We start from the raw sequence: 12,227 nt of genomic DNA on the forward strand, positions 1-12,227 counted from the left end.
GAGACGGCAGGCATGGCCGAGGGGCAGGAGATCTTCTGGGCGCGGCTGACCGCCGCGGAGATCCAGGCGCGGGCCACGCCCGCGACCGTCGTGCTGATCCCCGTCGCCTCCATCGAACAGCATGGCCCGCACCTCGCCGTCGGCGTCGATACCGTGCTGGCGACGGCGGTGGCGGAGCGCACGGCGCGCCGCCTGGTGGCGGCCGGCACGCCAGCGCTGGTGACGCCCACGATCTGGAGCGGCCTGGCCGAGCACCACATGGCCTTCGGCGGCACCATGACGCTGGACCTGCCGACCTTCATGGCCCTGGTCGGCGGCATCGCCCGCAGCGTGGCGCGGCACGGCTTCCGGCGCATCGCGCTGGTCAACGGCCATGGCGGCAATACGGAGGCGATCGCGAGTTCCGCCATCGAGCTGACCCGGACGCTCGGCGTGCCGGTGGTGGGGCTCACCTATTGGCTGGCCAATGCCGACACCTTCTCAGCCATCCTGGAATCCCAGCCCAACGTCATGCATGCCTGCGAGGCCGAGACATCGATGATGATGGCCCTCGCCCCCGACTGCGTGAGGGACGATCGGATCGAGGCCGCGGTACCCCGGAAGTTTGCCCCGCCCGCGCCGCCCGGCTTCAAGCGCAGCCGCGGCTTCGACCAGATGACGGATACCGGCGTGATCGGTGACCCCCGCAGCGCCAGCGCCGCGAAGGGAGAGCGGCTGCTGGAGGCCGCGGCCGCGCGCCTGGCGGAGGAATTCGCCAGGCCCGAACTCTGGAGCTGATGCCGGCTACAGGACGAAGTCGGTCGCCGAGAGGCGCCCGGCCGTCAGCCCCGCCAGCAGCACGCCATCGCCGCTGCCGAGGTCGATCCACAGGCCGTCGGACAGGGCAACGGCGCTGCTGATCAGCGAGGCTGGGGTCCTGTTGAGGCCCATCAGCGCCAGCAGGTCCGTGCCGGGGGTGAAATCCTCGATCCGGTCCACGCCATCGCCGCGGCGGAGCACGAAGGTATCCGCGCCCGCACCGCCGACCAACGTATCGGCGCCGCCGCGCCCTTCCAGCACGTCATCGCCCGCGCGGCCTTCCAGCCGGTTCGCGCCGGTGTTGCCGGTCAGCAGGTTGTGCAGCGCATTGCCGATGCCGGTGGTGCCGGCTTCCAGCAGCAGCGCCTCCACCCCATCCGCCAGCGTGATCGAGCCGCTGATGGCAGCGACGATGGCGTCGCGACCCTCGCCGGCAAGCTCCCCGACAACATCGCCTGCGACGTCGACGCGGTAGAGGTCGTCGCCAGTGCCGCCGATCATGGTGTCGGCACCACTCCCGCCATCCAGCACGTCATCGCCGGCGCGTCCTTCCAGCAGGTCGCGCCCTCCGCCGCCGGTGAGATGGTTGATCGCCTCGTTGCCGCGCAGCGTATCCGCGCCGGCGCCACCGACCGCATTCTCGATCAGGGATGCGGTGTTGCCCTGGTGAAGCAGCGCGTTGAACACATTGCCCCGCGCCTGCGTCACCAGCCCTTCGCGGACATCCAGCACCGCGAGCTGGCTGGCGGACAGCACGCTCCAGCTGCCAGGCGCCAGGTCCGCGGCCACGCCATTGGCATAGGCCGAGAGGTCGTAGGTATCGATGCCGCCGCCATCCCAGATCGTGAGGAAGACGCGATTGGCCGTGCCGCCGGCGCCGCCACCCGGCGCGCCCTGGCCGACGCCGTCGATCACCGTCTCCCCGGTCTCGGGATTCCAGAAATACCGGGTGTTGTCGCTGCGCATCGTGTAGTCCGCGCCGTAGAGCGCCTGCAGCGCGGCGATGTCGAGCATCATGTAGCTCTGCGGATAGTCGAAGGTGCCGTTGGTGTAGCCCGTATTCACCGTCACCCCGGCATGGGACCGGTAGGACATGACGGTGAATTCCAGCATGTCGTAACTGGCGGCCAGTGCCGCGAAGCCGTTCCAGACCTCATGCGGATGCTTCAGGCCGAGGGAATGGCCGAGTTCATGCAGGGCCACGAGGAAGGCATAGTTGCCGAGCTGCGGGTTATCGAAGGCGCTGCGCGACCCGAACCAGACGTCGCCCCCCTCCCGCCCATTGGGGTAGTAGGCCCAGGCGGTGGAGGGCGTGGAGGAGCGGGCGATCCGGATATCGGCCGCCCAGTCCACCGTGCTCTCGATGATCGACAGGTTGGTGAAGCCCGTCACCCAGGCGCCTGGGCTGCCGGGGCCGCCGGTTGCCTCGCCGACCAGGATCTTGCGCACGGCATCGCGCATCGAGCTGCTGACCTGGGCGAAGCCGCGCGTCGGTTCGTTGCTGCCGTAGAAGCTCTCATAGTCCGTCGGGCTGTTCGTGAAGGCGAAGCTGACGGGATCGCCATCGCCCCAGGCGAAGCCGCTCAGCACGCCATCGACAGCGAGATTGCCCGAGGTCGTCAGGTGCAACCGCGGGGCGGTCGGCAGTGGCGAATCCGCAGCGAGCCGCACGGCGACGGAGGCTCCGTCGTCGGCGGCCCCGTTGTGGGGCCTGCACAGCCAGCACATGGCCATGTTCCGGATTGTCCGGCGCTATCGACACGCCGCGATCGTCCGAGGCCGCTTTTGCGGCGGGACTTCACGCGCGCGCCCGCCCTCCGCTTGTTGCGGGGCTGGTCACGGGGCCCGCGCCGGCGGGCCCTGCCCCCCCTTATCGACGCTGCGGGTGAAGCGTCGGTGAACGGGACCGCGCTGGCCGCGACGAATGGGCGGACACCCCCCTGTTGTGCGACGGCGCCTTCCGCGCTACCGGAGGCGCCGTAGCGCCGCGTGACGGATGGGGCGTCGCCAAGCGGTAAGGCAGCGGTTTTTGGTACCGCCATTCCCAGGTTCGAATCCTGGCGCCCCAACCAGCCAGCCGTAATGCGCTGTTTTCGTTAAGATTTCGGGCGGTCCGCCAATCCGGACGCGGCGGAGCGCGCGATGGACCACATCCCTTGCACACAAGCCTGGCCCATGGCGTCTGCAGGGCCGGTCGGACTGACGCCCCCATGAGGCGCCAGCGTCGAGACCAGGTGTCAGGCCATCCGGTTGACGCTTCCGGCGGGTCCGCCCGCAGCCGCTGACAGGCCAATGCGGCCGCGTCAGGGCTGCATGGACAGCGCGCCCGATCCACCTGGCGGCCAGATGCAGCGCGACCCGCTGGGCAAACCCACAGGCCCGCTGCTGATGAAGCCCCGGGCGATGGCCCCGCACGCGATATCGGCGCGCGGCGCGCAGCTGCCGCCGACGATGCGGGCGAATGCGATCCTGCGCTTCCCCTGAAACCATCTTCGGCAAAAGCCGAAGAGGGAACCGGCGGATGTCCCCCGCCTGGACGTCGTGGTCCGTCCCGGCCTGGGTGGCGGGATGCCGGTCCTCGCCGCCGTCGCGGTCGCGCATCGCCGCGAGCGGCGCCCGAAACTGCCGACCGGCATGGAGCCGGTGTTCAAGGTCATCGCGAGGCTCCTGGCCGGGAACCGCTGGCCGTTCCGCCTGCACGCCAAGCCGCCTCTTCACCAATGCGCTGCGTCCGGTGTCTTCGGGGAGGTGGATCGCAAAGTCGGCCGGCGGGCGCTGCGCTGGTTCTTCGACCACGCCGCGACCCCCACGCCACGCAACATCGACCGCGTGCCGTGGTCCTCCGGCGGCATCGCCGCACAGCATCGCGCCCCCATCCTGTGACGGCAGACCTGGCCGCGGCTGCGCCCCGGCGGCGGCTTGGCTGGCGGTGATCTTGCGGAAACGCCGTCTGGAGCAGCGGTGGGGATCGGGGAACGACGTTCTCCTGGCGCAGCGGCCGGACCCCGCCAGCCCCGATGCTGGTCAGGAACACGCCGCCGCGTCACCTGGCCGGTCAGTCCAACCTTCATGGCCTATGCGACGTTGCCACCGTGCCTGACCGTCCTGGGGAACGCAGGCCATCAGGGCGGCGCGCCCTCCAGCATCGGCGTGGTGCGCTGCGCGTCGAGCGCCCGGGCCAGGTGCTCCGCGAAGGCGGCGGCGGCTACGGGCAGGGCGCGCCCGCGGCGCTGGGCGAGCACCAGCGGGCCATGGGCGAGGTCCCGGTCATCCACCGGGATCGCGACCAGCCCGTCGGAAGCGCCGGCGGGCAGGGCGCCGATCTCGATCTGGAAGGTCACGGCCTGGGCATTGCGGACGTACTGCCGAAGAAGGTCGAAGGAATCCGATTCCAAGGTCAGGTCGAGCGCCATGCCACGCCGCGCCGCCCATTCGTCCAGGATGCGGCGCGCGCCGTAATCGACCGTGGGCAGCGCCAGCGGATGGGCCGCGCAATCGCGCAGCCGGAGCGCCTTGCGCCCCGCCAACGCGTGTCCCGCCGCCATCACGGCGCATAGCCGCTGGCCGATCGACAGCAGGGGCAGGACCTCCGGCCGCGGTGCCAGGCCGAAGGCCAGCACCAGGTCCGCCGAGCCATCGACCAGCCTCTCCGCCGCCGCATCATGCCCGACCAGCGGGCACTCGAAGCTGATCAGCGGGTAGCGCGCCTGGAAGGCGGCGATCTGGCGCGGCAGCAGGTCGCTGGCCACGGCCTGGCTGGCGGCGACGCGCACATGGCCGCGGCGGAGGCCGCGCAGCGCTTCCATCTGCTGGCGCGACCGGTCGAGATCCGCGCATTGCCGGCGCACCCAGCCCAGGAAGATCTCGCCTGCCGCGCTCGGGCGCACGCCGCTGGCGGAGCGTTCGAACAGGTCGAACCCCAGGTCCTGCTCGACGTCGCGCAACCGACGCTGGAGGGCGCTGGGCGCGATGTTCAGCCGCTCCGCCGCCTGGCGGATGGAGCCGGTGTGCTGGATGGCCAGCAGATAGGTCCAGATGCGCATGTGCCGCATGGCGGCGGCGCCGGAATCGGGGCGCCAATGATCGGGATCGGGCATCGAGGAGGTCCTGTCCGCTATCGGTGGCCACTTTACGGCACCAGCCCGACGCCGCATCGGCAATATGCGGCAACACCACGCCCTGCTTCGCTGTCCCTGCGGCCCTCCGTGAGACGCCCGGACAGCAGGAGCATCGGCCCATGCGCGCGACGTATCGCCTTTCCGCCCCGCCGCCTCCCCTGCCAGGCCCCCTGCGCGCCATGCCGCGCCCGGCCAACGCCCTGCCGGCGACGACCCAGCCCATGCTGCCGCGGGCGCTGCACTACATCGATGCGATCGCCCGCGCCGGGTCGGTCCGCCAGGCGGCGGAGCGGCTGCATGTCGCGGCCTCCGCCGTCAACCGCCAGCTGATCGAGCTGGAGGAGGAGTTGGGGGTGGAACTGTTCGAGCGCCTGCCCCGCGGCATGCGCGCCACCGCGGCGGGGGAGTTGCTGCTGGCCCATATCCGCCGCCAACGCGGAGAGGCCGAGGCGCTGCAGCAGCAATTGCAGGATCTGCGCGGCGCCCGACGTGGTCAGGTGCGGATCGGCGCGGTGGAAGCGGTGGCGCGCGGCCTGCTGCCGGAACTGCTGCTGGATTTCCACCGCCTCCACGCCCGCATCGGCTTCACCGTGAGCCTGGGCGGCACGGTGGCGCTGCTGCGGCAGCTGATGGCGGAAACGCTGGAACTCGCCATCGTCTACAACCCGCCGGACAGCGCGGACGTCCAGGTCATGGCGGAGCGTGCGGCGGCGCTGCACGCCGTGATGGCGCCGGACCATCCGCTGGCCGGCCGCGCGAGCCTGCGCCTGGCGGATTGCCTGGCCTATCCCATCGCCCTGTCCTGCCAGGAGACGGGCAGCCGGGCATTGATCGAGGAAGCGCTGTCCGGCTCGTCGCTGCGGATCGAGCCGGTGCTGGAATCCGACAGCTTCGAGATGCTGTCCCGCTTCGCCGCGGGTTGTGGCGGCGTGTCCTTCCAGAGCGCCATCGGCGTGGCGCCGGACGTGGCGCGCGGCGCGCTGGTGGCGATTCCGCTGGCGGAGCGCGCCCTGGCGCGCGGGCGCCTGGCACTCGTCGCGCGACGCGGGCGCACGCCGTCCCCCGCCGCGGCGCGGCTGGCGGAGCATGTGGCGGCGGCACTGCGGTCTGATCGTGCGTGCTGAAAAGCAGCACGCACCGCGCTGAATTCCATGGTCGTCGGCGCTTGCAGCCCGGCGCCATGCTGCCCCCCACAATGGCAAGGATGGCCGTGGCCCCGTGACCGATCGCCCGTTGATGCATGAGGCACGCGTCTTCACCGTGCCGATGGGGGCGCCGGAGGATGTGTCCGCCGTGGCGCGGCTGTTCGATGAGGGGATCGTCGACCCCGCCCATGTCGCCGCCCTGATCGCGCAGACCGAGGGCGATGGCCATGCACGCGGCTATGCCGCGACCTGCCTGCAACTGCTGTTCGCGGAACGGCTGGGCCTGTCGCGCGCGCAGGTCTTCGACCGCATTCCCATGCTGATGATCGGCGGCACCGCAGGGCTGATGAGCCCGCACATCACGCTGTTCGTGAAGGTGCCCGATTGCCCTTCCGTCCCGGGCGGCGCGAAGCGCCTCGCCATCGGCGTGACCAGCACGCGCGCGCTGCTGCCGGAGGAATACGGCACGCCGGTGCAGGTGGCCCTGGTGGCGGAGGCCGTGCGCGCCGGCATGGCGCAGGCGGGCATCGCCGCGGCCGAGGACGTGGCCTGCGTCGAGATGAAATGCCCGCAGATGACCGCGGCGCGCGCGGCGGAGGCCGCGGGCCGTGGCGCCGCGACCGTGCATCCGAGCGCGGCGGCCGCATCGTCCATGAGCCGCGGTGCCAGCGCGCTGGGCTGTGCGGTGGCGCTGGGGGAAGTCGCGGCCGACGCCATCACGCAGGACGCCATTGCGGGCCGGCCGGACCTCTTCACGCAGCGCGGCTCCGCCTCCTCCGGCAACGAACAGATCGCGGTGCGGGTGGTGGTGATCGGCAACGTCGCGGGCGCGCCGGGGGATCATGTGGCGGCGCGTGGCGTGATGACGCATCAGCTGGACCTCGATGGCGCGCGCGCGGCCTTCGCTGCCGCCGGGCTGCGGCTCTCGGATGGCATCGTCGTGGCGGAGGATCGCCCGCGCATCGCCGCCGCCTTCGTCAATGCGGGTGCGGATTCGGTCGGCGATTGGCAGGGCAGGCGCCACACCATGCTGTCCGACCTGCTGGCGGGCTTCTCCGGCCATGTCGCCAAGGCCGTGGCCCATGCCGCCATCGCCGGCATCGCGCAGGAAACGCTGGTGCTCGGCAATGCCGGGGCGGAACACCAGGGCGCGCCGGGCTCGAACCTCGTCTGCGTGATCGCGCGGGGGGCCGCGCCATGACGCTGGCGGCACGGCGCCGGCTGCGGGAAGCGCTGAGCCCCGCGCTGTTCGTGGCCGCGCTGCTGCTGGCGTGGGAGATCGCGTCGCGCGCCCTCGGCATCTCCAAATTCGTGGCGCCGAAACCCTCCGAGATCCTGCCCATCTTCGCGCAGCGCGGCGCGGAGATCCTGCCCCATGCCGCACAGACGCTGTCCACGACGCTGGCGGGCTTCGTCGTGGGCGTGGCGCTGGGCTTCGCGCTGGGCGTGGCGCTGGGCGCGTCGCGCCGCTTCTACGCTATGGTCTTCCCGACGCTGATCGGTGTGAACAGCATCCCGAAGGTGGCCATCGTGCCGCTGCTGGTGCTCTGGGCCGGGATCGGCACCGTGCCGGCCGTCGTCACCTCCGCCGTCATCGTCATCTTCCCGATCGCCGTCGTCGTCTCCGCCAGCATCGCGACGATGGATGCGGAACTCGCCGATGTGCTGCGCTCCCTCGGTGCCAGCCGGCTGCTGGCGCTGGCCAAGGTCGGCGTGCCGCAATCCATGCCCGCCTTCTTCGGTGCGCTGAAGGTCGCCATCACCCTGTCCTTCATCGGCTCGATCCTGGCGGAATCCGTCGCCGCCAATCGCGGGCTCGGCTTCATGATGAACCGCGCGGCCTCCGATTTCGACGTGGAGCTTGTCTACAGCGGCCTCCTCACCCTCGCCGCAATGGGCATCGCGCTCTACCTCGCCTCCCTCGCGCTGGAGCGGCGCGTGGTGGGATGGGCGGATCGCCGTGGCTGACCGCTTCCTCCATCCAGGGACCAGACGCGCATGACCGTGACCCGTTCGACGTTGCTGCGCGGCACCGCCGCCGCCCTGGCCGGCGCGCTGGCAAGCCCGGCCATCGCCCAGCCGCTGGAACGGCTGCCGCTGACGCTGAACTGGAAGATCCAGGGCCTGCACGGCGCCTTCTTCCTGGCGCTGGAGCGCGGCTATTTCCGTGCGGAGGGGCTGAACCCCGACATTGTCGCGGGCGATGGATCAGCGAACGTCGTGAACCGCCTGGCAGGCGGGGCCTTCCAGATCGGCCTTGGCGACGTCGCGTCGCTGGTGCGCTTCAACGCGCAGAATCCGGAACGGCGCGTGAAGGCGATCTACAACCAGACGCCGGCGGACCTGGTCGTGATGTCGCTGCGCGGCCGGGGGATCAGCAAGCCCGACGATCTGCGCGGCCGCCTGGTCGGTGCGCCCGTGGGCGATGCCGCCTTCAAGATGTTTCCCGCCTTCACCGCCGCCACCGGCGTGCCCGCCAGCGCGATCCGCTGGGAACACATGGCGCCCAACATCCGGGAGGCGATGCTGATCCAAGGGCGCGTGGACGCCATCACCGCGAATGAAGGCACGGCGCTGTTCAACCTGAAGGCCGCGGGCGTGAGGCAGGAGGACATGGTCTTCCTCCGCTACTCCGATTTCGGTATCAACATCGTCAATGCCGGCATGATGGCGAACGAGTCCTTCCTGCGGGAGAAGCCGGAGACGGTGCGAAAGGTGCTGCGTGCCGTGAATCGCGGCCTGGTCGAGTCCGTCGCCAACCCCGCCGCCAGCCTGGATGCGCTGATGCGCAAGGACCCGCTGCTGAACCGCGGGATCGAGGCCGAGCGCCTGATGTACAGCATCGCCCGCATGGTGGAGCAGCCGGATGCGCGGGAAGGCGGCCTCGGTTTCTACAACGAGGCGAATGTGCGGCGCTCCATCGAGATCGTCACCGCGGCGGAAGGCCTGCCCGCGCCCATCGCCGTCGGCGATTTCATGGACCTCTCCTTCCTGCCCCCGGCTTCCGCCCGCGTGATCCCCGCCATCGGGCGCGTCTGAGGCATGGCGCGTCCCTTCGTCGAATTCGACCGCGTCACCCTCACCTATGGCGAGGGGGAAGAGGCGACGCCGGCGCTGGACCCGACGAGCCTCGGCATCGCGGAAGGCGAGTTCGTCGCGGTGGTGGGCCCGAGCGGCTGCGGGAAATCCTCGCTGCTCAAGCTGGTCTCCGGCCTGTTGAAGGCGACCAGCGGCAATGTCGTGGTGGCGGCGCAGGAAGTGACGGCCCCGATCAAGATCGTCGGCATGGCCTTCCAGAATCCGAATTTGCTGCCCTGGCGCAGCACGCTGCGCAACGTGCTGCTGCCAGCGGAGATCGTGCAGCCCCACCGCGCCCGCTACCGCCGCGACAAGGCCCCCTATGTCGAACGCGCGCGGCAATTGCTGCGCACCGTGGGGCTGGAGGGGTTCGAGCAGAAGCTGCCCTGGCAGCTCTCCGGCGGCATGCAGCAGCGCGCCAGCCTCTGCCGCGCGCTGATGCACGAACCCTCCCTGCTGCTGCTGGACGAGCCCTTCGGCGCGCTGGACGCCTTCACGCGGGAGGAGCTGTGGGCGGTGCTGCAGGCGCTGTGGATGCAGAAGCCCTTCACCGTGATCCTGGTGACGCATGATTTGCGGGAGGCGCTCTACCTCGCCGACACGATCTATGTGATGAGCGCGCGGCCGGGCCGCATCCTGCTGCGCAGGAATTTCGACCTGCCGCGGCCGCGCACCCTCGACAGCACCTATGACGCGCGCTTCGTGCAGGCGCTGGCGGAGCTGCGCGCGCATATCGCGGAGGCCCGGACGCCGGTGCCCGCCTTCGCATGAGCGCGGTGGTGGAAGCCGCACCGGCGCCTGTCGCGGCACCAAGCCCCGCGAAGCCGCGCGGGCGACGCCGGCGGGCACTCGCGGCCGTGCTGGTGCCGCTCGGCTTCGCGCTGGCCGTCCTGGCGCTGTGGGAGGCGGTGGTGCGGATCGCCGCCCTGCCGCCCTTCATCCTGCCGGCGCCGAGCAATTTCTTCAGTGTGCTCGTCGCGCGGCATGAGCCGATCCTGATGATGGCGGCGCAGACGGCGCGATCCACGCTGATGGGCTTCGCCATCGGCGTCAGCATCGGTGTCGTCCTGGGCAGCATCATCGGATCGTCGCGCGCCATCTACCGCATGGTCTATCCCGCGCTGATCGGCTTCCACACCATTCCCTCCGTCGCGCTGATCCCGCTCTTCGTCATCTGGTTCGGCGCGGGGCCGCATATCGCGGTGATCACGGCGGTCGTCGTCTGCTTCTTCCCGGTCACCGTCATCATGGCCACCGCCATCGCGACCTCCGCGCCCGAGCTCGACGACGTGCTGCGCTCCCTCGGCGCCACGCGGACCGACGTCATGGTGAAGGTCGCGCTGCCGCGGGCCATGCCGCAGTTCTTCGGCTCGCTCAAGCTCGCCATCACCGGCGCCTTCATCGGCACCATCGTGGCGGAGACGATCGCGGCCAATGCCGGCATCGGCTACGTGATGGTGGTGGCCACCAACAACATGGATGGCGCGCTTGCCTTCGCGGCGCTCAGCGTCCTCGCCGCCATGGGCGTCACGCTCTACGCGGCCTCGCTGTTCCTGGAACGCCGGCTGACCGGCTGGGCCTATCGCGGGAGATGATGGCATGACGCAGGATCTGGCGCTGCTGCCGGCGGGCGAGTTGGTGGCGCTGTACCGGGCGGGCCGTGCGTCGCCGGTGGAGCATCTGCGCGCCGTACTGGCGCAGATCGCCGCGCTGAACCCCGTGCTGAACGCCTTCTGCTGGCTGGACGAGGAGAGCGCGCTGCGCGACGCGCGCGCCAGCGAGGCGCGCTGGAAGGCGGGCGCGCCGGCCTCCGCGCTGGACGGCGTGACGGCGACGGTGAAGGACCTCTCCGTCACGCGCGGCTGGCCGACGCGCCGCGCCAGCCGCGCGATCCCGGCCGAGGGCCCGTGGCTGGAGGACAGCCCCTCCGTCGCGCGCATGCGGGAAGCGGGCGCTGTGCTGATCGGCAAGACGACGGTGCCGGAATTCGGCGCGGCCTATGTGACCAAGTCCGAACTCTGCGGCATCTCCCGCAACCCCTGGAACCCCGCCATGACGCCGGGCGGGTCGAGTGGCGGTTCCGCTGCCTCCGCCGCCGCGGGGATGGGGACCATCGCGCTCGCCTCCGACGCCGCGGGATCGATCCGCGCGCCGGCGAGCATGAGCGGCGTCTTCGGCCTGAAGACGACTTTCGGCCGCGTCGCGGACTATCCCTCCTCCTACCTCGGCACGCTGGCGGTGATCGGCCCGATCACGCGGACGGTGCGGGAGGTGGCGCTGTGCATGGACGTGATCAGCCAGCCCGATGCGCGGGACAGCTACGCGCTGCCGCCACCCGATCGCAGTTTCCTCGATGGCATCGAGGACGGCGTGAAGGGGCTGCGCATCGCCTACAGCCCGACGCTCGGCTTCGCCAAGGTCGATCCCGAGGTCGCGGCCCTCATCGCCGCCGGCGCCAAGGCGCTGGAGGCGATGGGCGCGATCGTGGAGATCGTGGATCACGTCATGGACGACCCGGGCGCCATGCTCGGCAAGCTCATGGCGCCCGGCCTCGCCAATGCCTTCCGCGTCTTCGGCTTCACGGAAGCGCAGCAGGCGCTGATGCTGCCGCGCCTGGTGGAGACCGCCGCGCGCGGCGCCGCCGTGCCGATGATGACCTACCTGGCCGCGCGGGAGGCGCGGGAGAAGCTCGGCGCCCGCATGCGCGCGTTCCATGAGCGCTACCACCTGCTGGTGACGCCGGTCGGCGCCATCCCCGGCTGCGACGCGGATACCGATGCGCCGCGCGATCGGCGCTATGCCGGCTACGCAAATCCCTTGCCCTTCGGCGCTGCCTTCAATCTCACGAAGCAGCCTGCGGCCTCCGTCCCCGTGGGTGTCACCGCCTCCGGCCTGCCGGTCGGCATGCAGGTGGTGGGACCGCTTTACGCCGATGCGCTGGTGCTGCGCGCCTGCCTCGCCATCGAACAGGCGCTGCCCATGCCGGCGCCGGACCTGGCGGCGCTCCGCCATTCCCCCTTCGCCGAGGCCATCCCGCGCGGGCTGCTGAGCCAGCGCGAGGCGATGGCCGTCCCGGCCTGACGCAAGG

At 71.0% G+C, this 12,227-nt stretch carries 12 protein-coding genes and 1 tRNA gene; 11 read left to right on the forward strand and 2 right to left on the reverse strand.

Annotation, left to right across the window (positions count from 1 at the left end; genetic code table 11):
* Positions 1-12 precede the first annotated feature (12 nt).
* Positions 13-777: a creatininase family protein gene (locus G3576_RS21015; RefSeq protein WP_164696395.1), complete on the forward strand. Its 765-nt coding sequence runs from the start codon at positions 13-15 to the stop codon at positions 775-777.
* A 6-nt stretch (positions 778-783) separates the two neighbouring features.
* Here the strand turns inward: G3576_RS21015 and G3576_RS21020 are convergent, their stop codons facing one another.
* Complete coding sequence (locus G3576_RS21020; protein ID WP_164696396.1) at positions 784-2,469, reverse strand: M10 family metallopeptidase; 1,686 nt, start codon at positions 2,467-2,469, stop codon at positions 784-786.
* 326 nt (positions 2,470-2,795) lie between these two features.
* Here G3576_RS21020 and G3576_RS21025 point away from each other — a divergent pair.
* The 3 genes from G3576_RS21025 (at position 2,796) to G3576_RS21035 (ending at position 3,681) form a co-directional block, all read left to right on the forward strand.
* Positions 2,796-2,870, forward strand: a tRNA-Gln gene (locus G3576_RS21025).
* 241 nt (positions 2,871-3,111) lie between these two features.
* The gene (locus G3576_RS21030) at positions 3,112-3,282 is read left to right on the forward strand and encodes a hypothetical protein (protein ID WP_164696397.1); all 171 of its coding nucleotides are present in this window, start codon (positions 3,112-3,114) and stop codon (positions 3,280-3,282) included.
* Between the two features lie 84 nt (positions 3,283-3,366).
* Positions 3,367-3,681, forward strand: a complete 315-nt coding sequence (locus tag G3576_RS21035) for a hypothetical protein (RefSeq protein ID WP_164696398.1) — start codon at positions 3,367-3,369, stop codon at positions 3,679-3,681.
* Between the two features lie 239 nt (positions 3,682-3,920).
* Here G3576_RS21035 and G3576_RS21040 read toward each other — a convergent pair whose 3' ends face one another.
* The gene (locus G3576_RS21040) at positions 3,921-4,895 is read right to left on the reverse strand and encodes a LysR family transcriptional regulator (RefSeq protein ID WP_164696399.1); all 975 of its coding nucleotides are present in this window, start codon (positions 4,893-4,895) and stop codon (positions 3,921-3,923) included.
* A 140-nt stretch (positions 4,896-5,035) separates the two neighbouring features.
* Between G3576_RS21040 and G3576_RS21045 the strand changes: the two genes are divergently transcribed.
* The 7 genes from G3576_RS21045 to G3576_RS21075 all read left to right on the forward strand — a co-directional run bounded on the left by G3576_RS21045 (position 5,036) and on the right by G3576_RS21075 (position 12,220).
* Entirely contained in the window at positions 5,036-6,040 is a 1,005-nt protein-coding gene (locus G3576_RS21045; protein WP_164696400.1) for a LysR family transcriptional regulator, read from the forward strand.
* A gap of 94 nt (positions 6,041-6,134) precedes the next feature.
* On the forward strand, positions 6,135-7,262 hold the full coding sequence (locus G3576_RS21050) for a ring-opening amidohydrolase (protein WP_207622946.1): 1,128 nt from the start codon (positions 6,135-6,137) through the stop codon (positions 7,260-7,262).
* Positions 7,259-8,029 (forward strand): ABC transporter permease, encoded by a 771-nt coding sequence (locus G3576_RS21055; RefSeq protein WP_164696401.1) that lies wholly within the window; start codon positions 7,259-7,261, stop codon positions 8,027-8,029. The genes G3576_RS21050 and G3576_RS21055 overlap by 4 nt, the downstream gene beginning before the upstream one ends.
* A 30-nt stretch (positions 8,030-8,059) precedes the next feature.
* A complete protein-coding gene (locus G3576_RS21060) occupies positions 8,060-9,100 on the forward strand; it encodes an ABC transporter substrate-binding protein (RefSeq protein WP_164696402.1) in 1,041 nt (346 codons plus the stop codon).
* A gap of 3 nt (positions 9,101-9,103) precedes the next feature.
* A complete protein-coding gene (locus tag G3576_RS21065; RefSeq protein ID WP_164696403.1) occupies positions 9,104-9,910 on the forward strand; it encodes an ABC transporter ATP-binding protein in 807 nt (268 codons plus the stop codon).
* Positions 9,907-10,734 carry an ABC transporter permease gene (locus tag G3576_RS21070; protein ID WP_164696404.1) on the forward strand — a complete coding sequence of 276 codons (828 nt, stop codon included), beginning with the start codon at positions 9,907-9,909 and terminating at the stop codon, positions 10,732-10,734. Before G3576_RS21065 ends, G3576_RS21070 begins: the two co-directional genes overlap by 4 nt.
* A gap of 4 nt (positions 10,735-10,738) precedes the next feature.
* A complete protein-coding gene (locus G3576_RS21075; RefSeq protein ID WP_164696405.1) occupies positions 10,739-12,220 on the forward strand; it encodes an amidase in 1,482 nt (493 codons plus the stop codon).
* Positions 12,221-12,227: the final 7 nt, after the last annotated feature.

The sequence above is a fragment of the Falsiroseomonas algicola genome, assembly GCF_011040385.1.
GTDB classification, from domain to species: Bacteria; Pseudomonadota; Alphaproteobacteria; order Acetobacterales; family Acetobacteraceae; genus Falsiroseomonas; species Falsiroseomonas algicola.